This window comes from uncultured Pseudomonas sp., assembly GCF_913774235.1.
Taxonomy (GTDB): domain Bacteria; phylum Pseudomonadota; class Gammaproteobacteria; order Pseudomonadales; family Pseudomonadaceae; genus Chryseomonas.
Map to the genome: position 1 here is coordinate 1 of NZ_CAJYDW010000016.1, position 24,202 is coordinate 24,202.

24 protein-coding genes are annotated in these 24,202 nt (G+C 67.7%); 16 read left to right on the forward strand and 8 right to left on the reverse strand.

The window, feature by feature from the left end; genetic code table 11:
- Positions 1-274: DegT/DnrJ/EryC1/StrS family aminotransferase (locus tag QZ471_RS15160; protein ID WP_295465946.1), on the reverse strand; the 274-nt coding region annotated here is incomplete at its 3' end.
- Positions 275-574: 300 nt separating this feature from the next.
- Here QZ471_RS15160 and QZ471_RS15165 point away from each other — a divergent pair.
- The 5 genes from QZ471_RS15165 to QZ471_RS15185 all read left to right on the forward strand — a co-directional run bounded on the left by QZ471_RS15165 (position 575) and on the right by QZ471_RS15185 (position 4,099).
- Entirely contained in the window at positions 575-850 is a 276-nt protein-coding gene (locus QZ471_RS15165; protein WP_295465197.1) for a hypothetical protein, read from the forward strand.
- The gene (gene zapA, locus QZ471_RS15170; protein ID WP_295465199.1) at positions 847-1,137 is read left to right on the forward strand and encodes a cell division protein ZapA; all 291 of its coding nucleotides are present in this window, start codon (positions 847-849) and stop codon (positions 1,135-1,137) included. The genes QZ471_RS15165 and zapA overlap by 4 nt, the downstream gene beginning before the upstream one ends.
- Before the next feature lie 327 nt (positions 1,138-1,464).
- Complete coding sequence (locus QZ471_RS15175) at positions 1,465-2,016, forward strand: chorismate mutase (protein WP_295465201.1); 552 nt, start codon at positions 1,465-1,467, stop codon at positions 2,014-2,016.
- Between the two features lie 11 nt (positions 2,017-2,027).
- Positions 2,028-2,705 carry a response regulator transcription factor gene (locus tag QZ471_RS15180; protein WP_295465203.1) on the forward strand — a complete coding sequence of 226 codons (678 nt, stop codon included), beginning with the start codon at positions 2,028-2,030 and terminating at the stop codon, positions 2,703-2,705.
- Positions 2,702-4,099 carry a sensor histidine kinase gene (locus tag QZ471_RS15185; protein WP_295465205.1) on the forward strand — a complete coding sequence of 466 codons (1,398 nt, stop codon included), beginning with the start codon at positions 2,702-2,704 and terminating at the stop codon, positions 4,097-4,099. Before QZ471_RS15180 ends, QZ471_RS15185 begins: the two co-directional genes overlap by 4 nt.
- A 252-nt stretch (positions 4,100-4,351) precedes the next feature.
- Here QZ471_RS15185 and QZ471_RS15190 read toward each other — a convergent pair whose 3' ends face one another.
- From QZ471_RS15190 to QZ471_RS15200, 3 genes are read right to left on the reverse strand one after another with little or no spacing between them, the layout of a single operon-like run.
- The gene (locus QZ471_RS15190) at positions 4,352-5,593 is read right to left on the reverse strand and encodes a thiolase family protein (RefSeq protein ID WP_295465207.1); all 1,242 of its coding nucleotides are present in this window, start codon (positions 5,591-5,593) and stop codon (positions 4,352-4,354) included.
- The gene (mhpT, locus tag QZ471_RS15195) at positions 5,586-6,818 is read right to left on the reverse strand and encodes a 3-(3-hydroxy-phenyl)propionate transporter MhpT (RefSeq protein WP_295465209.1); all 1,233 of its coding nucleotides are present in this window, start codon (positions 6,816-6,818) and stop codon (positions 5,586-5,588) included. Before mhpT ends, QZ471_RS15190 begins: the two co-directional genes overlap by 8 nt.
- 10 nt (positions 6,819-6,828) lie before the next feature.
- The gene (locus QZ471_RS15200) at positions 6,829-8,292 is read right to left on the reverse strand and encodes an alginate export family protein (RefSeq protein WP_295465211.1); all 1,464 of its coding nucleotides are present in this window, start codon (positions 8,290-8,292) and stop codon (positions 6,829-6,831) included.
- 393 nt (positions 8,293-8,685) lie between these two features.
- Between QZ471_RS15200 and QZ471_RS15205 the strand changes: the two genes are divergently transcribed.
- Entirely contained in the window at positions 8,686-9,024 is a 339-nt protein-coding gene (locus QZ471_RS15205) for an I78 family peptidase inhibitor (protein WP_295465213.1), read from the forward strand.
- A 48-nt stretch (positions 9,025-9,072) separates the two neighbouring features.
- Here the strand turns inward: QZ471_RS15205 and QZ471_RS15210 are convergent, their stop codons facing one another.
- Positions 9,073-9,720, reverse strand: a complete 648-nt coding sequence (locus QZ471_RS15210; RefSeq protein WP_295465215.1) for an HAD hydrolase-like protein — start codon at positions 9,718-9,720, stop codon at positions 9,073-9,075.
- 99 nt (positions 9,721-9,819) lie between these two features.
- Between QZ471_RS15210 and QZ471_RS15215 the strand changes: the two genes are divergently transcribed.
- From QZ471_RS15215 to QZ471_RS15235, 5 genes are all read left to right on the forward strand, one after another.
- Positions 9,820-10,722, forward strand: coding sequence for an alpha/beta hydrolase-fold protein (locus tag QZ471_RS15215; RefSeq protein ID WP_295465217.1), 903 nt, complete (start codon positions 9,820-9,822; stop codon positions 10,720-10,722).
- A 108-nt stretch (positions 10,723-10,830) separates the two neighbouring features.
- The gene (locus QZ471_RS15220; protein WP_295465219.1) at positions 10,831-11,832 is read left to right on the forward strand and encodes a TRAP transporter substrate-binding protein; all 1,002 of its coding nucleotides are present in this window, start codon (positions 10,831-10,833) and stop codon (positions 11,830-11,832) included.
- Between the two features lie 3 nt (positions 11,833-11,835).
- Positions 11,836-12,330, forward strand: coding sequence for a TRAP transporter small permease (locus QZ471_RS15225; protein ID WP_295465221.1), 495 nt, complete (start codon positions 11,836-11,838; stop codon positions 12,328-12,330).
- On the forward strand, positions 12,327-13,613 hold the full coding sequence (locus QZ471_RS15230; RefSeq protein WP_295465222.1) for a TRAP transporter large permease: 1,287 nt from the start codon (positions 12,327-12,329) through the stop codon (positions 13,611-13,613). Before QZ471_RS15225 ends, QZ471_RS15230 begins: the two co-directional genes overlap by 4 nt.
- 27 nt (positions 13,614-13,640) lie before the next feature.
- Positions 13,641-14,867 carry an aminotransferase class III-fold pyridoxal phosphate-dependent enzyme gene (locus QZ471_RS15235; protein WP_295465224.1) on the forward strand — a complete coding sequence of 409 codons (1,227 nt, stop codon included), beginning with the start codon at positions 13,641-13,643 and terminating at the stop codon, positions 14,865-14,867.
- A 52-nt stretch (positions 14,868-14,919) separates the two neighbouring features.
- Here QZ471_RS15235 and QZ471_RS15240 read toward each other — a convergent pair whose 3' ends face one another.
- Positions 14,920-15,789 carry a LysR substrate-binding domain-containing protein gene (locus QZ471_RS15240; protein ID WP_295465226.1) on the reverse strand — a complete coding sequence of 290 codons (870 nt, stop codon included), beginning with the start codon at positions 15,787-15,789 and terminating at the stop codon, positions 14,920-14,922.
- Between the two features lie 910 nt (positions 15,790-16,699).
- Here QZ471_RS15240 and QZ471_RS15245 point away from each other — a divergent pair.
- Both QZ471_RS15245 and QZ471_RS15250 read left to right on the forward strand, forming a co-directional pair.
- Positions 16,700-17,506, forward strand: coding sequence for a hypothetical protein (locus QZ471_RS15245; RefSeq protein ID WP_295465227.1), 807 nt, complete (start codon positions 16,700-16,702; stop codon positions 17,504-17,506).
- 3 nt (positions 17,507-17,509) lie between these two features.
- Positions 17,510-18,076, forward strand: coding sequence for a LemA family protein (locus tag QZ471_RS15250; protein WP_295465229.1), 567 nt, complete (start codon positions 17,510-17,512; stop codon positions 18,074-18,076).
- A gap of 226 nt (positions 18,077-18,302) precedes the next feature.
- On the opposite strand, the gene QZ471_RS15255 is transcribed toward QZ471_RS15250, so the two are convergent.
- A complete protein-coding gene (locus QZ471_RS15255; protein ID WP_295465231.1) occupies positions 18,303-18,785 on the reverse strand; it encodes a GNAT family N-acetyltransferase in 483 nt (160 codons plus the stop codon).
- Between the two features lie 37 nt (positions 18,786-18,822).
- Complete coding sequence (locus QZ471_RS15260) at positions 18,823-19,413, reverse strand: TetR family transcriptional regulator (RefSeq protein ID WP_295465233.1); 591 nt, start codon at positions 19,411-19,413, stop codon at positions 18,823-18,825.
- 77 nt (positions 19,414-19,490) lie between these two features.
- On the opposite strand from QZ471_RS15260, the gene QZ471_RS15265 reads away from it, so the two are divergent.
- The 3 genes from QZ471_RS15265 (at position 19,491) to QZ471_RS15275 (ending at position 24,175) form a co-directional block, all read left to right on the forward strand.
- Entirely contained in the window at positions 19,491-20,126 is a 636-nt protein-coding gene (locus QZ471_RS15265) for a glutathione S-transferase family protein (RefSeq protein WP_295465235.1), read from the forward strand.
- A gap of 208 nt (positions 20,127-20,334) precedes the next feature.
- Positions 20,335-23,028: a magnesium-translocating P-type ATPase gene (gene mgtA / locus QZ471_RS15270; protein ID WP_295465237.1), complete on the forward strand. Its 2,694-nt coding sequence runs from the start codon at positions 20,335-20,337 to the stop codon at positions 23,026-23,028.
- A 388-nt stretch (positions 23,029-23,416) separates the two neighbouring features.
- Positions 23,417-24,175 carry an SDR family oxidoreductase gene (locus QZ471_RS15275; protein WP_295465239.1) on the forward strand — a complete coding sequence of 253 codons (759 nt, stop codon included), beginning with the start codon at positions 23,417-23,419 and terminating at the stop codon, positions 24,173-24,175.
- The last annotated feature ends 27 nt before the right edge of the window (positions 24,176-24,202 follow it).

The following is a 24,202-nucleotide window of genomic DNA, read 5'->3' on the forward strand; positions in this document are numbered from 1 at the left end:
TGATCATGTTGGCGGTGGAGACCCAGGTCAGCGAGGGGGTGATCACCTCGTCGCCGGGGCCGATGTCCAGCGCCAGCAGGGTCACGTGCATGGCCGCGGTGGCCGAGCACAGAGCCACGGCGTGGGCCGCGCCCACCGAGGCGGCGAAGCGCTCCTCCAGCAGGTTGGCCTGGGGGCCGGTGGTGATCCAGCCCGAGGTGAGCACCTGGCTCACCGCGGCTACCTCCTCCGCACCGATGCTGGGGCGGGAGAACGGCAGGAAAGGCTCGTCCAGTACGCGCGGGGTAGCGTTCTTGGGCAGATCGGTCATGGCGGCTCATCCGAAACGAGGGGCGCCGGGGCAGGACAGCCGACGCGATGAGCCCAGACTAAGGCGTATCGCCTTACGGCCCCCTTAGCGCAACCTGACAACTGCCTGACAGCCGGTCAGGTCCCTGTCCACCCCCGTGAACTCCTTGGCAAAACAAGGGCTTAGCCCACGACGAACGGGGTGTCGGTGATCGGTGAGAAGCCTAGAATGTTCCCCCTGCCGCCCTTGGCAGCCCCGAACCTGACACGAGAGACGACCGCGCCCATGCTGGACAAGACCCTGAGCGAACTGGAAACCGCGATCCGCGACCTGCTGCAACGCAACCAGCGCCTGACCGCCCGGACCCAGGAGCTGGAGCAAGCCCTGGCGGCCGCGCGCGAGGAAAACGACACCCTGCAACTGAGCCTGATGGAGCAGGAAGAAGCCGGCGCCGGCACCCGCCAGCGTGTGGAAGGCTTGCTGGCCCTGCTGTCAGCACAGTCGGTCGAGCAGGCCGTGGCCGCCGACGCCGAGCAACGCCACGCGGCCAGCGTCGAGTGAAGAGCGCCAACCCGGGCGCCGACGACGAGGTAGAGGTGCTCGGTCGCCGCTATCGCTTCAAGGTGGCCGAAGGCGATCGCGCCGCCCTGCAGCAGGCCGCCGCCCGCCTGCGCGACGAATTGGTCGCCATCCAGGGCGACCGCCGCCGCGGCGATGCCACCGAACTGCTGGTGCTGGCCGCCCTACGCCTGAGCCTGGACACCGCCGCCGACGCCGGCGCCCTGAGTGCCCTCGACGCCCGCCTCCAGCTCCTCACTGCCGAGATGCGTGCAGCGCAGGAGGCCTAGGGCCTATCTATGCCCCCTGTTCCCCCTGGGAGAGGCTGGGGTGAGCCGCGTAGCCGCGCATGGTAGGTGACGCCACAGCCTCATCCACCGGGACATCGCCATTCGCGGCACGGCCCTTCGCGTGGAAAACGCGGCGCGGTTTTCCACCCTACCCCAGCCCAAATCCCGATACCGCTCCGCCCCCTTTCCCCCTGGGAGAGGGCTGGGGTGAGGGCAGCCCCAACGCCCCCGCCGTCCTCCCACGCAACCGCCCTCCCTCGCCAGCTTGACCACCCCGCCGCCCCGTGCGAGTTTCGATGCCCTTTTCCTTGCGCCCTGGAGGTCGTCATGTGTGGCGTTCGCTGGCTCGCCATCCCGCTCTTGAGCATCGCCCTGCAGGCCCAGGCCGCACCTGCGCCCCTGTCCGACCTGCTGGAGGCCATGGCCCAGCGCCTGGCCGTGGCCGACCAGGTGGCCCGCAGCAAGCACGACAGCGGCAAACCGGTACTCGATGAAGCCCGCGAGCGCCAGGTACTGCAGGACGTCGCCCAGGCCGCCCCGGGGGCACGGGTGAATCCGGCCACCGCCCAGACCTTCTTCGCCGCCCAGATGGAAGCCAACAAGCTGGTGCAATACGGCCTGCTGGCCGCTTGGCGCCGCGGCGAGCGCCCGCTGCCCGCCGCGAGCATCGATCTGGCCGCGCTCCGCACCCAGCTCAATGACCTGCAGGCGCGCCTGCTCGCCGGTCTGGCCGCCACCGGCGGGCTGCGCGCGGCCGCGGATTGCCCGGCGCAACTGGACCGCGCCCTCACCGCCCACCTCGCCGCCGCGCGGCCCGACGACCTCCACCGCCTGGCGCTGCTGCGGGCGCTGGGCGATTTCTGCGCCTTGCCGGACTAAGGACTTTCCCCATGCACATCCTGCTCGTCGAGGACGACGCCACCCTGGCGGACGGCATCCGCCGCGTCCTGGAAGGCCATGGCATGCAGGTCGACCTGCTGCGCAACGGCGCCGAGGCCGACGCCTGGCTGCGTACCACCCGCTTCGCCGTGGTGGTGCTGGACATCGGCCTGCCCGGCGGGCTGGACGGCTTCGAGGTGGTCCGTCGCCTGCGCCAGCGTGGCAGCGATCAGCCGGTCCTGCTGCTCACCGCCCGCGACGCCATCGACGACCGGGTGCACGGCTTCGAGGTGGGCGCCGACGACTACCTGGTCAAGCCCTTCGCCGTGCCCGAGCTGGTGGCGCGGATCAAGGCCCTGGCCCGCCGCGCCGGCGGCCAGAACAGTGCCGATCTGGTCCTGGGCGCCCTGCGTCTCGACACCGCGGCCCATCAGGCGCGCCTGGGCGATACGCCGCTGGATCTCTCCGCCCGCGAGTGGGCGGTGCTCGAGCACCTGCTGCGTCAGGCCGGCAAGGTGGTCTCCAAGCAGCAGATCATCGACGCCCTGGCGCCCTGGGGCAGCGAAGACCTGACCCATAACGCGGTGGAAGTCTATGTTTCGCGGCTGCGCCTGAAGCTCGCCGACTCCGGCGTCGGCATCCGCACCGTGCGCGGCTTCGGCTATCGCCTGGAGGAAGCCGCACCATGACCAGCGCCGCGCCCAGCCTGCGCCGCCGCCTGCTGAAATGGCTGGTGCTGCCGGTGCTGCTGGTCAACCTTGGCGGCGCGGTGATCAGCTATCAGTTCGCCCGCAAGCCGGCGTTCAGCGCCCTGGATGGCGACCTCACCGACGCCGCCATCCTGCTGCTGGAACAGCTGGAGGTGGATGGCAACGGCCGGCTGTGGCTCCCGGCGGAGGCCGACTATCTGCTGCGGCACAACAGCCACGACCACGTCTGGCTGGCGGTGCGTTCCCTCGATGGTCGTTTGCTGTTCGGCGACGAAGCTGTGCCGGCGCAGGAGGTGACCGACGAGATGCGCGATGGCCACACTACCGCCAGGCGCGCGCGCATCAACGATCGCTCCGTCTTCATGGTCGGCCGCCTCGGCAATGTGGCGGGCCAGCCGGTGGTGGCCAGCGTCGCCCAGACGCTCAGTCGCCACACCGCCGCCCTGCATCGCATGGTCATCACCCTGGTGGTGGTGCAGTTGCTGGTCGCGCTGCTGATCGCCGCCCAGCTGCTGTGGGCGGTACGCCGCGGCCTGAAACCCCTGGAGCGGCTGGAGCGCCAGCTCGACAGCCGCCACTACGACGACCTCGCGCCCCTGCGCGAGGAAGGGGCGCTGCGCGAGCTGGCGCCCTTCGTCACCGCCCTCAACAACCTGCTGCTGCGGGTGCGCGACGGCGCACGCAACCAGCGCGCCTTTCTCGACGACATGGCGCACCAGCTGCGCACCCCGCTGGCCGGCATCAGCACCCTGACCCAGTGGCTGCGCCAACGCCACGCCGGCGATGCCGACAGCGCTGCCGCCCTGGCCCAGCTGGAAGCCGCCACCGAACGCATGACCCGGCAGACCAACCAGCTGCTGACCCTGGCCCGGGCCGCCACCGCCCGCCTGGAAAGCCCGCCGCGCGAGCCTCTGCAGCTGGACGACCTGATCAACGAGGCCATGCCCAGCCAGCTGGCCGCGGCCGATCACCACGGTATCGACCTGGGCTACGAACTGGAACCGCAGACCATCCTGGGCAACGCCTTCCAGCTGCGCGACCTGCTCGACAACCTGGTGGACAACGCCCTCAGATACACCCCGCGCGGCGGCCAGGTCACGGTTCGCCTGCGCAGCCACGCCGGAGCGACCCTGCTGGAGGTGGAAGACGATGGCCCGGGGATACCCGAGGCCGAGCGCGAACGCATCTTCGAGCGCTTCTACCGCCTCGACCGCGGCATTCACGGTACCGGCCTGGGCCTGGCCATCGTCCGCGACATCGCCACCGCCCATGACGCCGGCATCGAATTGGCCACCCCGGCCAGCGGTCGCGGATTACGCGTGGCCATTCACTTCCCGCCACTGGTCCCGCTGCCCATGGAGGCAGTTCCCTAGGTGGGAGCCGAACGTCGCGAAGCCCGACAAGGGTGTCGCCATCCTGTACGCCTGCAAAGCCATCGCGGCCGCTCCTACAAAAGCATCACCCCCTGTAGGAGCGGCCGCATCGGCGGACCGCCATGGCCGCGATCAGTTCCCTAGCTTGGCGCTGAGCCCCGCGAAGCCCAACACACCGCAATCAATCCCTGGCACCTGCCCCTCACCCCAACCCTCTCCCCGAGGGAGAGGGAGCCCTCTAGCGCAACCGCCCTACTCCCGCCAACCCGGATTCTCCAGCAACACCGCCATCCCCTGACCGCCGCCGATGCACACCGCCGCCACCCCGTACCTGAGCCCCTCGGCGCGCAGCTGTCGGGCCAGGGTGATGGCCAGGCGCAGCCCGGTGGCGGCCAGCGGATGGCCGAGGGCGATGGCGCCGCCGTGCACGTTGAGCCGTTCCGGGTCCAGCTCCAGGGACCGCTGCACCGCCAGCAGCTGGGCGCCCTGGGCCTCGTTGATCTCCAGGCGGTCGATGGCGTCCAGGGTCAGGCCGGCGCGGTCGAGCAAGCCCTGGATGGCCGGCACCGGACCGCTGCCCATGAGCGCGGGCGGCACCCCCACCACGCAGGAGCCCCGCACCCAGGCCAGCGCCTGACCCGGCGCAGCGTCGGCGCCCCGCGCCAGCAGCACGGCGGCGGCACCATCGGCCACCGCGCAGCTGTTGCCAGCGGTCTGGACGCCGCCCTCGTGCACGGGAACCAGACGCGCCAGGGCCTCCCGCGAGGTCTCCCGCGGATGGCTGTCGCTGTCGACCACCGCGCAGCCGCGCGGCAGGCGCAACTCCCGTGGCTCCAGCCCGGCGCATTCGAAGCGTGCCGCCGCCACCGGTACGATCTCGTCCCGCCACCAGCCGCTGCGCTGGGCCGCCAGAGCCCGCTCGAAACTGCGCCACGCCCAGGCATCGACGTCTTCACGGGCGATGCCAAGACGCTGCGCCAGCCGCTCCGCAGTGGCGATCATGTCCAGTCCGGCCGCCGGATCCTTGAGCGCCTCCCAGAGAAAGTCGTGGAATTCCACCGGCGCGCCGAGGCGAAAGCCACTGCGGTGGGTATAGGCGGCGATGGGATTGCGCGTCATGGATTCGGCCGCCACGCACAGCACCTGGCTGGCCTGGCCGCTCTGCAGCTGGTCGCCAGCCTGGCGCAGCAGCTCCAGGCCGGTGCCGCAGACCCTTTGCACCTGCAGCGCCGGCACCGCCTCGGGCACCCCGGCATAGAGGCCGATATGCCGCGGCAGCAGATAGGCATCGAAGCTGGCCTGGGCCACCGCGCCGGCCAGCACGCTGTCCACCGCCTCGGCGTCATGCCCGCGCGCCAGCAGCGCCCGCGCCACGGCAATGCCCAGGTCGGTGGGCGACACCTGGCCGAGGGCACCATTCAGATCGGTCCAGGGCGTGCGCACGCCGTCCAGCAGCAGGACATCGTCGTACAGCGCGCTCAGGCCGTTACGCATGACCAGGCGCCTCTGCGGTGGTGGTGGCGGTCGGCGCCGGTGCCCGCCGGTGCAACAGGGCCAGCACCGCGCCCGCCGCCACCAGCACTGCCGGGGTGGTGGCCACCACCAGGGTCGCCGCACCACCGCCCAGGGCCAGGACCTGTCCCGCCAGCAGCGGTCCGGCCATGGCCCCGAGGCGCCCGACCGCCACCGCCGCACCGGTCCCGGTGGCCCGTACCGCCGCTGGATAGAGTTGCGGCGCCAGGGCATAGAGCACCAGCTGGCCGCCGACCACGAACAGCCCGGCGGTGAAACCGGCCAGGGCCACCAGCGGATAGGCCTTGGCCAGCCCCAGCCCGGCGAGGCCGAGCAGGATGCCCAGGTAGATGGCCAGCACCGTCAGCCGCGGCCGCCAGCGATCCATGAGCAGGCCGAACAGCACCGAGCCGATGCCGCCGCCGAGGTTGAAGAGGATCTGCACCCCCACCGCCTGGCCGCGGCTGAAACCCTGCCCCACCAGCAGCGACGGCAGCCAGTTGAGCAGCATGTACATCACCGTAAGGGTGAAGAAGTAGCCCAGCCACAGCAGCAGGGTGGTCGACAGCGGGATGGCGCCGAGCCAGGCCCCGCGCGGACCGCCCGCCTGAGTCCCGCCTCGATTGCGCAGAAAGCCGGCGGTCTCCACCAGGTAGCGCCCGAGCAGCGGCGCCACCAGCAGGGGGGCCAGGCCGCCGACGTAGAACACCGTCTGCCAGCGCCCCACGTCCAGCAGCCCCACCACCGCTGCCAGGGCACCGCCCAGGGGCACGCCGCAGTACATCAGGCTGACCGCCGTGGCCCGGGCGCGCTCGTCCACCGATTCGGCGGACAGGGCGATCAGATTGGGCAGGGCACCGCCCAGGCCGATGCCGGTGAGCAGCCGCGCCAGCAGCAGGCTCTCCAGACTCCAGACATGGGCGGTGGCCACCGAGAAGACGCCGAAGATCAGCACGCAGGCGATCAGCACCCTCTTGCGACCGATACGGTCGGCGCACCAGCCACCGATGAAGGCGCCGGGCAGCAGGCCGAGGATGCTGGCGCTGAACACCAGGCCCATCTGCCCCGGCTGGAAGCCGAAGGCCTTGGCCATGGCCGGGGCGGCGATGCCCATGGCCTGGAGATCCATGCCCTCCAGCAGGGCGACGATGAAGCACAGTACGAGGGTCAGGCGGGCCCCGGGCGGGGCGGTGGAGAGCAGGCGCATGGTGGACTCCTCAGAAGCGGAAGGTGGTAGCGACCATCAGGAAACTGGTGTCGTCGCCGTCGGCCTGGCGCACCGCGGCGCCGGCCTGGAAGTAGCTGTATTCCAGGTCCAGGGTCAGATTGGCGGTGGGCATCCAGCGCAGGTTGTTGCGCCAGAGATTGCCGGCCTTGCGCGCCGAGCTGGCGACGGTGCCCGGCACCGTGGTCATGCCCGGCAAGTAGACGCCGTCTTCGGTACTCTGCCGCCAGACGCCGAACAGGCCGCTCTCCAGCTGCAGGGTCGGGTGCGGCGCCAGGGTCAGCAGCGGCCCGACCAGGTAGAGATTGGCGAGGGTGGTGAGGCCGGAGTCGCCATAGAAGCCATTCTTCGGGTAGAGCGGATCGAAGGTGCCGACACGGTCGTCACCCAGGCCGTGATCGCCACTGGCGGCGTCCACCCGCAAGGCCAGGCGCGGCTTCCAGGCGCCGGTGAAGCGATAGCCGGTCTCGCTGCTCAGGCCCCAGGCACGGATCTGCGCCCCGGCCAGATGCCCGGTCTGCCCCGCCAGGTCCCAGGTCCAGTCCCAGGGACCGGCATTGCCGAACAGGCGGATGCCGGCGGTGTAACGCTTTTCCGCGCCGGTCAGGCCATCCAGGGTGCGCTGGTCGGTCTCCAGGCCGAAGCCATAGACATCCAGCTTGAGCGGCCCGGTCAGCGGCAGGGTGCCGTAGAGGCCGTAGAACTTGACCGCGTTGTTGGAGCCGTCGTCGAAGCTGTCTTCGCCGGTCACCACGGGTCGCAGGCCGAAGGCGTCCAGTCGATAGCCGTCCGGGCGACTCCAGGCCAGGCGCAACCCGTCGAAGTTGAGGCGGATATTGCGGGCATCGCGGTAGGTGACGAAGGCCTGGTTGCCGTAGCCCAGCTCTTGGCGGCCGACCCGGGTCATCAGCTTGCCGCCGGCCAGCGGCGTGTTGAGGTCGATGAAGGCCTGGTGCAGCTCGGTGCGGCTCTGGTCATAGGGGCCGTAGAGCGCCTTGTTCCAGGCGCGGGTGTTCTCCAGCTGGACGAAGGCACGCACGGCATCATCGAACAGGTGCAGGTCGGCGTGCAGCTGCAGACGCTGCTGGATGTAGTGATCGGTCGCCACCCCGCGCCGGCCGAAGACCGGATTGCGGATGGTGTCGAAGCGGTAGCGCGCCTCGGCACCGGTCTGCAGCCAGGCCGAATCGCTCAGCCGCTGGTAGCGCAGCCCATCGAAGGGATCGGTGCGCTTGGCCGGATCGTCGAGGAAGCGATAGTCCTCGACCCAGCGCGGTGGCCCGGGCGGCAACGGCCGCGCCGTCTCCAGGTTGTTGAGGGGTTTGGGCCGGGCGCTTTCCAGCGTGGTGGAAGGCGCAGCCAGGGCTCCCTGGCCGATCAGCAGGGAGGTGAGAGAGGCAAAGGCGAGGCACGAGCGAGCCCGTGCGCAGGCCTGGGGCGAGCGCGATGCTGACATGGAGTGACCGTCCTGACGAAAGAGGCGGAAGGCGCCGCGGGGCGCGTGGATCAGGGCCTAGCGGGCACGGATCGGATGAGGGTCAGGAGGCAAGACGGATGGATAGCGAGCTGACATGGCGGGTGTCCCTTTGTTGTTGTTGTCGTCACCTTTGGGGGCCGGGCGGCCCTGGTTCGATGATGGTCGATGGCAAAAATGGATCAAGCCATCCCGCGCGAATCTGGCCGATTACCGAACGTTATATTTATTAACTTTATCTGCCCAAGGCACCTCGCACGGGCCGCCATCGGCGTTGCCTGGCTCGCGATTTGTAACAATGCCCACCCTGGAGGGGTCCATGCAGAAGCCCGTACGGGTTAAGGTTCCTCCTCTCACGATCGAAAAGGCGAACTCATGAGCTTCAAGACCCCTCTCCTGCTGGCTGGCGCTGCGTTCTTCACCCTGCTGGCCGGTTGCAGCTCGCAGGCAACGCAGGACACTCCGGCAGCGGCGACCAGCCCGACCACGAGCGGTGCCGCCAGCAGCAGCGGCCGTTGCAACTCCGACCTGGTCCAGGATCTGGTCGGCAAGGCCCTGACCCCGGCCCTGGCCGAGGAAAGCCGTCAGCGCGCGGGTGCCCAGGTCGTCCGCGTGGTCCGTCCGCAGGACCCGATGACCATGGACTTCAACTCCCAGCGCCTATCCATCACCACCAGCGCCACCCTGGTGGTGCAGACCGCTACCTGCGGTTGAGCCATCGCACCGACCTGCCGGCTCAGGCCGCGCAGGTCGCGCCGTGCCCTACAGCCCGAAGCCCCGGCGCAAGGCGTCCACGCTGTGGAAGTGAAAAGCTGGGCACTGCCGCTCCAGCTCTTCCTGGCTGCCGAAGCCATAGCCCAGAGCCACCGCCGCCACACCGTTCGCCCGCGCAGCGATAAGATCGTGCTCGCGGTCGCCCAGCATCAGGCAGGTCTCCGGCGCAAGCCCTTCCGTCGCCAGCACATGGCGGAGCAACTCGGTCTTGTCACCGCGGGTGCCGTCCAGTTCGCTGCCGTGCAGGGCGGTGAAGAAGTCCGTCAAGGCGAAGTGCCTCATGATTTCCACGGCGAATACTCGCGGCTTGGCCGTCACCAGGTAGAGCTGTCGCCCGGCTGCCTGCAGGTTGGCCAGCAAGTCGCGGATGCCGGCATAGAGTTCGTTCTCGTACAGACCGGTCGCCCGGAAATACACCCGGTAGGCCTCCACCGCACGCCAGGCGCGCGCCTCGTCGAAGCCGTAGTGGGTCATGAAGCTCTGCAGCAGCGGTGGGCCGATGAAGACCTCCAGCCTGCGCAGATCGGGCTCCTCGATCCCCTCGGCGCGCAGCGCCACCTGAATCGCCCGGGTGATGCCCAGGCGTGAATCGGTGAGGGTGCCGTCGAGATCGAACAACAGGTGGGGATGATGCATGAAGCCTCCTGGGGTCACGTAGACGCCTGGCCAGTATGGCCAGGCCAGCCGGACATCGGTAGGCTCGCCCTTCTTTATGAAAACGAGTCTCGTTCGCCAATGCTCCCTGCGCTTTCCCGCTGCATGCCGCGCCTGTCCGCCGGGCTGGTCCTCGCCCTGCTGCTCCTAGTCCCTTGCGCCCAGGCCCGCCCCGTCGACGAACCCATGGATGCCAGCGTCCTCGTCCACCCCGGCCAGGGCTACACCTTCAGCGACCTGCGCCTGGATTCCGCCGACGGCGAGCGTCACTACCAGGTCTGGATCGCCCGCCCCGCCAGCCCGGCGCCGGCAACCGGCTATCCCGTGCTCTATCTGCTCGACGGCAACGCCGCCCTGGGCGGCCTGAATGCCGAGCTGCTCGATGACCTGGCCCGGCGCCCGCACCCGCCAGTGCTGGTCGCGGTGGGCTATGCGGGCGGCAAGCGCATCGATGGCCCTGGGCGGGCCTACGACTACACCCCCACTGCGCCCACCAGCGATCGCTTTCGCCAGCTGGCCACCGGCGGCGCCGATGGTTTTCTCGCCTGGCTGCTGGAGCGCCTGGAGCCAACAGTGGCGCAGCAGGTGCCCCTCGACCGCAGTCAGCGCGCACTCTGGGGCCATTCCCTGGGCGGGCTGTTCGTCCTTCACGCCCTGCTCACCCGCCCGGACGCCTTCGTCCGTGGCTACGCCGTCAGCCCCTCGCTGTGGTGGAGCCCCGCCGCCCTGCCCCCGGATGACCAGGCCCTGGCGCAACGCCTCCAAGGACATCCCGCCGAACTCGTTCTGCTGCAAGGCGGCAACGAGCGCGAGCTGCCCGCCCACTTCCAGAGCCAGGTCCCGGCCGACGCCACGCAACGCCTGGCCGACCGACTCGGCCAGGTCCCGGGCATAGCGGTGCACTTCGAAACCCTGCCGGATCTGGGTCATGGCCCCATGCTCCCGGCGTCGCTGCGCTGGGTGGTGGGCCACGTCGGACGCTGACGGCCGCTTATCCCAGCATTACGCATCTTTATCCAGCACAGCGGCAAAGCTTGGCAGTATCCCTGAGCAAGGGCGCCACCCCCGGCCCCCTCCCTCAGGAGCAGCACCATGCCGCAACGCCGGACCAAGGCGCGCCTCAGCTGGCTCGCCATCGCCCTCTCCACCACCCTGGGTCTGCTCGACCTGCAGAGCGCTTCCGCCGCCCGCGCCCTGCGCCTGGCCCACGCCTCCAGCAGCGACAGCCTGATCAACCAGGCGGTGCAGCGCTTCGCCGAGGAACTCAAGACCGAGTCCAAGGGCGAGCTGACCGTCAAGGTCTTCCCCGATGGCCAGCTCGGTGACGAAGGTCCCATCGCCGAGGGGGTCGGCAACGGCTCCATCGACATCGGCCTGGGCGGCGCGGTGGACGCCATAGATCCGCGTCTCAACGTGGTCTCCCTGCCCTTCCTGTTCCGCGACGCGGCCAACGTCCACGCCTTCCTCGACGGCCCCCAGGGCAAGGCCCTGCTGGGCCTCGGCCAGGACCATGGCTACGTGCTGCTGGGCGCCCTGGATTCGGGTTTCCGCCAATTCGCCAACAGCAAGCACCCCATCGTCGCCCCGGCCGACCTGGCCGGCCTGAAGATCCGTACCCCGCCGAATCCGGTCATCCTCGCCACCCTCAAGCAACTCGGCGCCCTGGCCCAGTCGATCCCCTTCGGCGAGGTCTACAGCGCCCTGCAATCCGGCGTGGTGGATGGCGTCGAGCCGGAAATGCGCGATTTCTACGACCAGAAATGGTTCGAGGTGGCCAAGTACCTGTCGCTGTCCAACTACATCTGGTCGGCCAACTACTGGTTCATGAACAAGGACACCTACGACAGCCTGAGCGAACCCCAGCGTGAAGCGCTGCGCAAGGCGACGCAGGACACCGTGACCTGGTATCGCGGCCAGCTGGACGCCACCTACGCCAAGGTCCTCGCCGAACTCAAGGCCAAGGGCGTGCAGGTCAACAGCGTCGACGGGGCGCCCTTCCAGGCCCTGGTCGATCCGGTCTACACCCGCTTCGCCGGTGAATGGGGCCAGGCCTTCGTCGACCAGACCCGCAGCGCCGCGCGCGAGGCCCGCTGAGCCATGAGCGATCCGACCCACGTACCGCACCGTCCCGCGCGACCCGAGCGCCTGTTGCAGGCCGTGGGCGTCCTCCTGTTCCTCGCCACCTTCGGCGCCATCACCGGCGGGGTGGTGGCGCGCTACTTCCACCTGCCCGGCTTCGAATGGTCCTTCGAGATCGCCGCTCTGAGCTTCGTCTGGGTCACCTTCGTCGGCTGCGTGCTGGCCGAGCTACGGGGCGAGAACGTGCGCTTCGTCGGCGTCCTGCTGCTCCTGCCACCCGCCGGCCAACGCGCCCTGCAGGTGTTCGGCTGCCTGGTGCTGCTGGGCGTCAGCCTCTGGCTGCTGACCAGCGGCTGGGCGGTGCTGGAGCGCTCCGGCCGGGTACCGACCCCGGTGCTGCGCTGGCCCTCCGGCCTGATGACCCTGGCGCTGGTCAGTGCCGCGGCCATGCTCGTCATCATTGCCCTGCTGCGGCTGTGGCGCCTCTGTATCCGCCGGGAGCCCCAGGCATGACCGTCCTCGCGCTGTTCCTCGCCTTCATCGTGCTGTTGCTGACCGGCATTCCCATCGTTTGGGCCATGGCCGGCGCCAGCATCGTCGCCCTGCTGGTGGGCGACCTGAGCATGCCGCTGGCCTGGCTCGCGCAGCAGACCATCCGTGGTGCCGATTCCGCCACCCTGAGCTCCATCCCGCTGTTCCTGCTGGCCGGCGAGCTGATGAATCGCGGCGGCCTGACCCGGCGCATCATGCGCATCGCCGAGCACTTCCTCGGTCGCTTCCGCGGCGGCCTGGGCCTGGTCAACGTCGCCACCGCCTTCGTCTACGGCGGCCTGACCGGCTCCGCCACCGCCGACACCGGCGCGGTGGCCAAGGTGATGATCCCGGCCATGGAAGAACGAGGTTATCCGCGCGCCTTCGCCGCCGCGGTCACCGCCGCCTCCGGCACCCTGGGCATCATCGTGCCGCCCAGCGTCATCCTCATCCTCTATGGCGTGCTGACCAATACCTCCATCGGCGGCCTGTTCGTCGCCGGCCTGATCCCCGGTGTGCTGCTGGCGCTGACTTTCATGGTCACCGCCTATGTGGTCGGGGTGCGCGAGAACTTCCCCAAGGTCGACGAGCGCCTGCCGCTGCGCGAGCTGCTGCGCGACTTCGGCTACGCCCTGCCGGCGCTGCTGATGCCGGTGCTGGTGCTCGGCGCCATCGTCAGCGGCTTCGCCACCGCCACCGAGGCCGCCGCCGTCTCGGTGCTCTATGCCCTGGCCGCCGGCGCCCTGGTCTATCGCGAACTGCGCTGGCGCGACCTGCTGCCGGCAATCCACGAAGCCGTGGTCACCACCGGCTCGGTGATGATCATCATGGCGGTGGCCATGCCCTTCGGCTGGATCCTCACCGTGGAGCAGGTCCCCCACACCGTGGCCGGCTGGATCGTCGACCTCCACACCGGCCCCTTGCTGACCATGCTGATGATCGTGCTGGCGCTCAAGGTGGTGGGCTTCTGGCTCGACCTCGGCCCGGCCATGATCATCCTCGCGCCCATCCTGGTGCCCATCGCCAAGGCCGCCGGCTTCGAGCCCTACCAGATCGGCCTGATCTTCACCGTGACCCTCGGCTGGGGCCTGTTCACTCCACCGATCGGCACCAACATCTTCGTGGTCTGCAACGTCGCCCGGCTGTCCATCGGCGAGGTCTCCTGGCGCCTGGTGCCCTTCTGGATCGCCACCGCCGTGGCCGTCGCCCTGCTCGTGCTCTTCCCTTCCCTGAGCGGCTGGTTGCCCCGCCTGCTCGGTTACTGATCAACCCGCAATCCGAGTATCCCTGTCATGACCTTTCTCGTGGGTGGAATCTCCAGCGCAGGACGCGCCCTGCCCGATCTCCAGGGCCACGCCTTTCGGGTTATCCGCTCCGCGGGCGCCTATCTCTGGGATGACCGTGGCCAGCGCTATCTCGACACCGCCATGGGCTTTGGCGCCACCCTGCTCGGCCATGCCCCGCCCCCGGTGCTGGAGGCGGTCGCCCAGGCCCAGGCCGACGGCCCCATGCCGTCCTTCGCCCATGCCCGCGAAGAAGCCGCCGCCGCCGCCCTGGCCGCTCGCTGCGGTGACCTGTCGCGGGTGATCTTCCTCAACACCGGCAGCGAGGCCGTGCACCTGGCCTGCCGCACCGCGCGCAGCGCCACCGGTCGCGGTCGCATCGTCAAATTCGCCGCCGCCTACGACGGCTGGTACGACCCGGTGGCCTTCGGCAACGTCCAGTCGCCCGCTGCGCGCATGACCGGCGCCCGCCCCGAGCGCGACGGCATGCTGCTGCTGCGCTACAACGACTTCGCCGACGTGGAGCGGCTGTTCACCGAATACGACGACATCGCCGCCATCCTCATGGAGCCGGTACTGGCCAACGCCGGTTGCCTGGAACCCGCCCCCGGCTACTTGCAGTACGTCACCGAGCGCGCCCATCGCCATGGCGCCCTGGTGATCCTCGACGAGGTGCTGATGGGCTTTCGCCTGCACGCTGGCCTCACCGGGCATTACCTGGGCGTGGACGCTGACCTCGCGGCAGTGGGCAAGGCCATCGGCAGCGGCATTCCGGTCGCAGCGTTGCTCGGCAAGCCGGCCATCATGGACCTGTTCGAGCGCGGCCAGGTGGTACGCGCCGGCACCTACAGCGGCAATCCGCCGGCCTGCGCCGCGGTGCTTGCCACCCTCGAGCTGCTGGTCAAGCAGGACTACTTCGCCCTGCTGGCCCGCGGCGACGCCCTGCGCGCCCGGCTGGTCAGCACCTTCGCTGCCCAGGGCCTGACCTTTTCCAGCAGCGGCTACGGCAGCGTCTTCACCCCCTGGGACCGCGCCCAGGCCCCCAGCGACTATGCCCAGGCCGAAACCAGCGTCGATGCCGAATGGACCCGCGCCCTGCACTTCGCCCTGCGCGCCCGCGGCGTACTGATGATGCCCGTCGCCTATGGCCGTCTGTACCTGACCTTCGCCCATACCGATGCGGTCCTGGCGGAGCTGGAAGCGGCCTTCACCGACGTGGCCCGGACCTGGGCGTAGGGATGGGACTGGTCCGAACAGTGCCGGCGCTTGGCGACTGTTCGGACAACGTCTAGGCGATCGCGGCGCGCTGCCGCTCCTGATAGCGATCACGGATGAAATTGGCCAGCCGCCGGGTGCTCAGCCGGGCCCCAGACGGCACCAGCAGCGCCAGCTCCAGTTGCGGCAGGGGTGGCAAGCCCTCGCCCACGCCCAGCACACGCCACCCCTCGGGTACCACCGAGGCCGGCAGCACCGTCACCGCCGCGCCCAGGCGCACGGCGGCGAGCACCCCGGGCAGATGAGACGACGAAGACACGATGCGCCAGGGCCGCCCGACCTCGTCCAGTGCCGCGAGGATGCCGGGGCGGGCGCGACAGCTGTCGGCGAACAGCGACAGCGGTAACACCTGCTCCCGTTCCGGACGTTTTCCCACCACGCTGCACCACACCTGGGCTTCTGCACAGAGCAACTCGCCGCTAGGCCGCCCGGCCTCGCGGGTGACGATGGCCAGGTCCAGATCCCCCATTTGCACCTGGGGCTCCAGCCGCTTGGAAAAGTCGCAGAGGATCTCCACCTGGATTTCCGGATGCTGCGCCGAGAAGGTCTGCAACAGCCAGGCGCCGAGGCTGTCCAGGTAGTCGTCGGGCATGCCGATGCGCACCCGGGTCGCCTCCAGCTTGCACTCCAGGGCGCACAGCGCCTCGTCTTCCAGGATCAGCATGCGCCGCGCATAGCCCATCAGGATCTCGCCCTGGGCGGTCAGGCGTACCCCCTTGCGACTGCGCTCCAGCAGTCGCTTGCCCACCCGCTCTTCCAGTCGGCTGACGATCAAACTTACCGCCGCCTGGGTCTTGCCAATCCGCTCGGCAGCCGCCGTGAAACCACCGTGATCGATCACCGCGATGAAGGTAGCAAGGGCATCGGTATCGAAATGGCGCATGGCGGGCTCGTAACGGCGGGAGACGATGAGCTCTGGCACGCAAATTACGTTCCGTTGTGGGCAGGTCTTTCGGTGGCTACCCCCAAGGCAGGAAGCTTCATGCCTGATCGCTTCACAGTTTCTGACTCGGCTACCAATCACGAGTCACGCCGTCACCATAGTCGAGGCGAGCGCGACAGAGGTGGCACTAGTGACCGCAATCCTGGGCTCCGTCTAGACAGCAAAGCCAAACCAGACCGGCCTCCTTGGGCTTAGCCGCTTGAATTTCCAAACACTTCTGCCCCTCAACAAAAATGCGTGCTGCGTCACGTATCTTCGTTACAATCCCCCGGTGACCTACAAGCAGGATGCTCAGCGAAGCCGAGGAAAGGCCAGTCACCCTCTCGCTACTCCTCATCTCTTTCAACTCATGCGCCGAACCTCGCGTACCGAGGCCATGCCTCCGCCTCGATATATCAGGCCATCGGCCGACCGCAATACGGAAAGCGGCCCGGTAGTGACCTGACCGGAGAAGAAAGTGACCCGTGAAAAGTTTGTGCCGGCTCGTACGGCCAACAGGCAATCCATCCGCGCCGAGACAAGCGCTTGCGGCCTGCTGAGCGCTCCTTTATCCACTCATCAAGCGTAAGAGACCATGGGCAGCCGTACACACAATAGTCGCTTATCGAAATTGTTGGCCGACACCTCCACGGCAGTGGCTGCAGCCACTACAAAGGATGAACTTCTTTCGGCCACCCAAGGCCTACGTGACTTCGAGGGGCCGCTCAGATTTTACAACGCTAGGCTGTGGGTCGTATCGGTAGTCCTGATAATGGCGGCGCTGGGATGCTGCGGGGTAACGCCAGAGTCGAAGCTTTGGCTTAGCCAATGGATAACGTGGGACCCGAGCTTGGTCTTGCTAGGTCTTTTCATGGTTTTCGTCGTCGCTGGATGGGCATGTATCGCCTTCATACGAAGGCGTAACAAATTGGTGCCGAAACTTGCAGAGGACATAACCTGGCGCGCTGCTGCACTCACCAATGGACTTGAGCCGACCGCCGCTTCCCTCGATTATCTATCTAGCCAATTCGGAGATTATCATCGAGGTAATTACAGCCGTGAAATCAACTATGCATTGGAGGGCACTTCACTGGGCCGAATGCATGAGCTGAAATATCACTACTACCAGTTACACTATGTTGACGAACAGATCGTATACACTAGAGTTTCAGATGGCAAGGGTGGTAGTAAGACGCGAAAGAGAAAAGTCTATCACCACTATTATCGCTACAGCCTAGTGATGGATTTCCCTTGGATCGCCAACATAGCGGTACGCGCCAGCAGCCATAAAGCGGTCGATCTGCGCCAGGTCTTCGAGCCCACCTCCAGCGATTTCAACAGTGCCTTCACGCTGACGGGCAGCGAAACCTTGGCTTGCGCCAAATTCGCCAAGCCAATCACCCTCCTGACGCTACTACGTCTGAACGAAAGATTAGTTGAGCTCAACCTGGAATTTTCAGCCGAAGGCCTGCTATGCCTTAGCTTTGATAATAAGAAGTTGCTCGAGCCGGATATGCCCTATGACCTGACCACACCAGAAGAGTTTTTCAAAGCCATAGAAGCTGGAGTCCAACTACCCAAGCTAATTGCCATCTTGTCCATCGTGCACGAACTCGCGGAGCAGCATGATGACAACTTCAGTCCTGCCACCCCATCCGCGGCTCTTCAAGGAGATTGAACAATGGACCCCATCGTTATCTTTGGCTTGATCCTAGTTGTCTTGGTGATCAGCCTGATCGTGCTCTACAACGGCATCATCGGCGCACACAACCGCGCCCAGCGGGCCTGGGCAGACGTGCTGACCTATGAGCGCCAGAAAACGAAGGTGCTCGATGCGCTTCAGCCACAGGTCGGTAATTACCAAGACTACGAGCAGAAGCTGCTGACCGACATCACTCAGCTGCGTAGCGCCATTGCGGGTCTCCCTGCCGAGGCGGATGGGCGGGCGCTCGTCACTACCGAAAAAGCCACCCTGGCGCTGCTGGATAGTCTGCGAGTGACCTATGAAGCCTATCCAGACCTAAAAGCCGCCGAGATCGTGACCTCTTTCATGCGCGAAATCGCCGAGCAGCAGGAGAACATCGGCGCGGCTGTCACGGTCTTCAACCGCGAAGTAGAGCTGTTCAACAACAAGATTCAGATGTTCCCGGGCTCGTTCGTCAATGGAACATTCAACAAGAAGAGCCCGATCACGCCCTTTTCCGACGCTGAGGCGCAAAAGGGGTTCGAATACAAACCGAACTTCTGAAGGCATACGACTGAACATGTTCGAAGCATAAGTTTCGCTATCTCGTGACACGCCGGGCTGAAGTCGTCTTCAGCACCGGCCCCCAGCTTCGCCCCTGCTGGAAGTCATTGTTTGGACTCATCCAGCTGGCTGCGTTTGCACGCAACAGCCGTGACGAGGCTCATTCAAAGCCGAACGAGCCCGTGGCTGCGGTCTTGGCAAAGAGCCCTCACCTGTCGGCCAGAACTCACAACCACCGATACATCACATAGCAATCCACCAACCCCAGACTCCTGTGCCGATAGGCCCTGGGCAGGGTGCCGACGATGGCGAAGCCATGCTTCTGCCACAGCCGCACCGCCACCTGGTTGCTGGCCACCACCGAGTTGAACTGCATGGCCTGGAAACCCAGCTCGCGGGCCACCTGTAGCGAATGCTCGCAGAGGGCGCCGGCCACGCCCTGGCCGCGGGCGGCGGGGGCGACCATGTAGCCGCAATTACAGACGTGATCGCCGGGGCCCAGGGCGTTGGCCTTGAGGTAGTAGCTGCCGAGGATCTGGCCGTCGCGCTCGGCGACGAAGGTCGCCCGGGGCAGTTCGACCCAAAGGCGCCAGGCGTCATCGCGGCTCATGTCCGGGTCGTAGGCATAGGTTTCCTGCGCCTGGGCGACCTGTTGGATCAGCGGCCAGACCTGGTCGAAATCGGCGGTTTCCAGGGGGCGAATCTGCATGGGTGACTCCGGCGAGTGATAGAGCCGCCAGTGTCGCCTAGCCCTCCGTGCCTGCCAAATCCTCGTCCGTTGCCAAGAGCGCCTGACCGCCCTGGCGACAGGCCGCCAGCAATTCCTCGGCGAGGCTCTCGTCATCCAACGCCCGCGCCAGGGCCACGCCGCCGATCAGGGTAGTGGCCAGTTGCAGCGCACGACGGCGACGCTGCGCCGACGCTCCGGGCAGATCGCGGGCGAGGCGCTGTACGAAGCGTTCGAAGAAGCGGGTGTAGCTATCACGAATAGCGGCCTCGCGGTGGGTGACGTCGGCCGCCAGGAAGGCCAGCGGACAGCGCAGCGCTTCGCCCTCGGCGTGCTCGCGACTCAGGTAGTGCTCGATCAGTTGATCAAGCCCCCGCTCGCCGAGGTCGTCGAGCCGAGCGCTGCCGACCCGTGCGGCATGGGCGATGGCCTGGTCGTAGACCTCGGTCTTGGTACGAAAGTGATGATAGAAGGCGCCGCGGGTGAGACCGGCATCGGCCATCAGCTCATCGAGGCCGACCGCATCGAAGCCCTTCAAGGCGAACAGGCGGGCGGCGCTGTCGAGGATGCGCTGGCGGGTCTGTTCGCGCTGATCGAGGGGCCAGGCCATGGTTGCTCCGGATTATGTTCTTGAACATAAGGTCTCCTTTGCCAGCATCGGGGCTTCTTTGCAAGGAGCCTTGAACCATGACGCCCTATCTCTTCGGTCCCGCCTTCAGCACCCTGGTCCGTAGCGTGCGCCTCCACGCCCTGGAAGGGGGCCTGGACCTGCCCTGTGGGCTCGCCCCCGCCGGCCAAGCCATCGCCTGGCGCAGCGAGGCCCATCTGGCGCTGCACCCCTTCGGCCAGGTGCCGGTACTGCTCGACGGCGAGCGCCGGATCTTCGAGACCCTCGCCATCTGCCGTCATCTCGATCGTCAGCGACGACCGGCGCGCGAGCTCAGCGCCGATCCGGAGCAGGACACCTGGGTCAGCGCCCTGCTCACCACGGTGGATACCCGCCTGGTCCGTCGCTATCTGCTGCGCGTCGCCGGGCCTCGCCCCGATCCTTTCCGCACGCGAGAAGAACAGCAGCACGCCAGCGCCGAGGTCAGCGCGACCCTGGCCGTGCTCGATCGCCAACTGGGCGAGCGGGATTTTCTTTGCGGCCCCGACTTCGGCCTGCCCGATGCCCTGCTGGCGCCGATGCTGGACTACCTGGAGCGCTTGCCGGAGCCGCGTTGGCTGACCGCCTGGCCGCGGCTTGCCGCCTATCTCGAGCGCCTGCGTCAGCGACCCTCCGGCCAGGCGATCCTGGTGCCGACCGACGTCGCCCTGCGTTAAGCCAGCCTTAACCCGCCTTTGCTGCAATCTTCGCGCGCCTGCGGCGTGCCCCCTTTGCCGCTTGGAGGCTACTGCAGCCGATGCGTCCCGACTCCAGTTCGTCATCGATCGCCAGGTAGCTGCCCATGGCCGCCTGGCGCGCCAGGCAGCCGCGACTCCCGCGCGCCACCGCCCGCAGATTCGTGGCCCCGCCACGGGGAGTCTTCCCATGTTCAAAGCCGTTACCCAGCCGCTCCTGGCCTTCTTCAGCCAACGCCTCGATCAGCGCCTGTTCCGTCGCCCCGCCCTCTGGCAGCGTTCAGCGGTGGACCAGGATCGTAGCGAGCCGAGCGCCGACTTCAGTCGCCGCCTGCACGAGGCGGCCGGTCTTGCCGAAGGTGAACTGCTGCGACGCCACCGTAGCAGTCCGCTGGGCCTGTCCGCGGCAGAGGCTGCCAAGCGACGCCTCGCCCAGGGTTTCAACGAGGTGGAACAGCAGCGCCGGCTCGGCGCCTGGCGCCATCTCTGGCTGAGCTATCGCAACCCCTTCAACCTGTTGCTGACGCTACTGGCCGGCGTCTCGGCGCTCACCGACGACCTGCCCGGCGCCGCTGTGATCGGCACCATGGTGCTGGTATCCACGGTGCTGCGTTTCGTCCAGGAATCGCGCTCCAATCACGCCGCCGAGCGGCTCAAGGCACTGGTCAGCACCACGGCCACGGTGCTGCGTCCGGAAGCCGGCAATCCCTTCGGCGTCGAGGTGCCGATTCGCGAGCTGGTGCCCGGCGACATCGTGCGGCTGGCGGCCGGCGACCTGATCCCGGCCGACCTGCGCCTGCTCAGCGCCCGCGACCTCTTCGTCGCCCAGGCCGCCCTCACCGGCGAATCCCTGCCGGTGGAAAAGCGCGCCCTCACCCTGACTGCCAGCGGCAGCGCCCTGGAGCTGGATAACCTCTGCTTCATGGGTACCACCGTGGTCAGCGGCGCCGCCACCGCCCTGGTGGTGGGCACCGGAGTCGGCACCTACTTCGGCAGCCTGGCCGAGCGGGTGGCCCACGTCACCGAGGAACCCAACGCCTTCCAGCAGGGGGTCAACCAGGTCAGCTGGTTGCTGATCCGCTTCATGCTGGTGATGGCCCCGCTGGTGCTGCTGATCAACGGCCTGACCAAGGGCGACTGGCTGGAGGCAGCGCTGTTCGCCCTCTCGGTGGCCGTTGGCCTGACGCCCGAGATGCTGCCGCTGATCGTCACCTCCACCCTGGCCAAGGGCGCCGTGGTGCTGGCCCGGCAGAAGGTGGTGGTCAAGCGTCTGGACGCCATCCAGAACTTCGGTGCCATGCAGGTGCTGTGCACCGACAAGACCGGCACCCTGACCCAGGACCGCATTGTCCTCGAACGCCATACCGACAGCCACGGCCGCCCCAGCGACGCCGTGCTGGAATACGCCTATCTCAATAGCCATTACCAGACCGGGCTGAAGAATCTGCTCGACGTGGCGGTGCTGGAGCACGCCGAACTGCGCGGCCTCAGCCTGGCCTATCGCAAGGTGGACGAATTGCCCTTCGACTTCGAACGCCGGCGCATGTCGGTGGTGGTGGCCGAGGGGCAGCGTCACCTGCTGGTGTGCAAGGGCGCCCTGGAAGAGCTGCTCGCCGCCTGCAGCCACGTCCGCGAAGACGGCGGCGACCGGCCGCTCACTGCCGAGCGCCTGGCGCACATCCGCGCCCTCACCGCCGCACTCAACGACGAAGGCCTGCGCGTGGTGGCCGTGGGCATCCGCGAACTGCCGGGCGACCAGCTCGACTATAGCGTCGCCGACGAGCGCGACCTGGTGCTGATCGGCTACATCGCCTTCCTCGATCCGCCCAAGGAGACCGCGGTGGCCGCCCTGCGCGCCCTCGCCGATCACGGTGTCGCGGTCAAGGTGCTCACCGGCGACAACGAGCGCGTCACCCGGCGGGTGTGCCGCGAGGTCGGCCTGAACGTCGACGGCCTGCTCACCGGTGCAGAACTCGACACCCTGGACGATCCCGCCCTGAGCGCGCGACTCACCACCACCACGGTGTTCGCCCGCCTCACCCCGGCCCACAAGGAGCGACTGGTGCGGCTGCTGCGCGACCAGGGTCTGGTGGTGGGCTTTCTTGGCGATGGCATCAACGACGCCCCGGCCCTACGCGCGGCCGACATCGGCATCTCGGTGGATTCGGCGGTGGACATCGCCAAGGAAGCCGCCGACATCATCCTGCTGGAAAAGAGCCTGCTGGTGCTGGAAGAAGGGGTACTGCAGGGCCGCAAGACCTTCGCCAACCTGCTCAAGTACCTCAAGATCACCGCCAGCTCCAACTTCGGCAACGTCTTCAGCGTCCTGGTGGCGAGCGCCTTCCTACCTTTCCTGCCGATGCTGCCGCTGCAGCTGCTGGTGCAGAACCTGCTGTACGACCTGTCGCAGACCGCCATCCCCTTCGATCACGTCGACGCCGAGCTGCTGGAGCGTCCGCAGCGCTGGCAGGTGGAGGACCTCGGCCGCTTCATGCTGTTCTTCGGGCCGCTGAGCTCCCTCTTCGACCTCATCACCTTTCTGATCCTGTGGCACCTCTTCGGTGCCGACAGCCCGGCCCAGGCGACGCTGTTCCAGACCGGCTGGTTCGTCGAGGGACTGCTGTCCCAGACCCTGGTGGTGCATCTGCTCCGCACCCGCCGCCGGCCCTTCGTGCAGAGCCGCGCCGCTGCCCCGCTGCTGCTCATGACCGGCGCCATCGTCGCCATCGGCCTGCTGCTGCCCTGCTCGCCCCTGGCCGGTTACTTCCACCTGCAACCCCTGCCGCTGGGCTACTTCCCCTGCCTGGTACTGCTGCTGGCGGGCTACGCCCTGCTGGTCCAGGAGATGAAGGGCTGGTTCTTGCAGCGCTACGGCTGGCAGTAAGGAAGGCGCACGGAGACCCGATGACCATCCCCTCCTCTCGGGAGAGCTGGAACGAGGACTGCCCAGCTCGATAACTGCAGGCTGACTGCGCCGCTTCCCCAGCCCACCCAACCATCCCCTCTCCCTCTGGGAGAGGGCTAGGGTGAGGGCCGCCAAGCTAGATAGCCAAGGGCTGACTCCACACCTTCCCCAGTACCCAACCACCCCCTCTCCTTCTGGGAAAGAGCTAGGGCAAGGGCGAGGACCGCCACCGGCTGACTCCAGCTTCGCCTCAGAGCACCTGAACCAACCCCCTCTCCCTCTGGGAGAGGGCTGGGGTGAGGGCACCCCCCACACTCCTCACGACCTGCTAGCCTTGGCAGCACCTTCGCCAGCCCAAGGATCACCCATGACCACCGCTCGCCCCATCGCCCTCGTCACCGGTGCCTCCCAGGGCATCGGCCGCGCCGTCGCCCTTGGCCTGCTGCAGGACGGCTTCCGCGTGGTCCTTGCCGCCCGCCGCGCCGAGCCGCTGGAGGCCCTGGCGGAGGAAGCCCGGCAGCAGGGTGGCGAAGCCCTGGCGGTCCCCTGCGACGTCACCGACGCCGCCAGCGTCGCAGCCCTCTTCGCTCGAATCCGCGACACCTACGGCCGCCTCGACCTGCTGTTCAACAATGCCGGCGTCGGTGCCCCGGCGGTCCCCATCGACGAACTGGACCTGGACGCCTGGCACCGCGCGGTCAACACCAACCTCACCGGCGTCTTTCTCTGCAGCCGCGCCGCCTTCGCCCTGATGCGCGAGCAGTCGCCCCGCGGCGGACGCATCATCAACAACGGCTCCATCTCCGCCCATACCCCACGCCCCTTCAGCGCCCCCTACACGGCCACCAAGCATGCCGTCGCCGGCCTGACCAAGGCCCTGGCTCTGGATGGCCGCGCCTTCGACATCGCCTGCGGCCAGATCGACATCGGCAACGCCGCCACCGAAATGACCGAGCGCATGGCCAACGGCGTCCTCCAGGCCGACGGCAGCACCGCCGTGGAGCCGCGCATGGACGTCAAGCACGTGGCCGACGCCGTCCGCTACATGGCCAGTCTGCCGCTGGACACCAACGTCCAGACCCTGACGGTGATGGCGACCAAGATGCCCTATATCGGACGGGGCTGAGGGGTTCCACGTGAAACCCGATCGGAC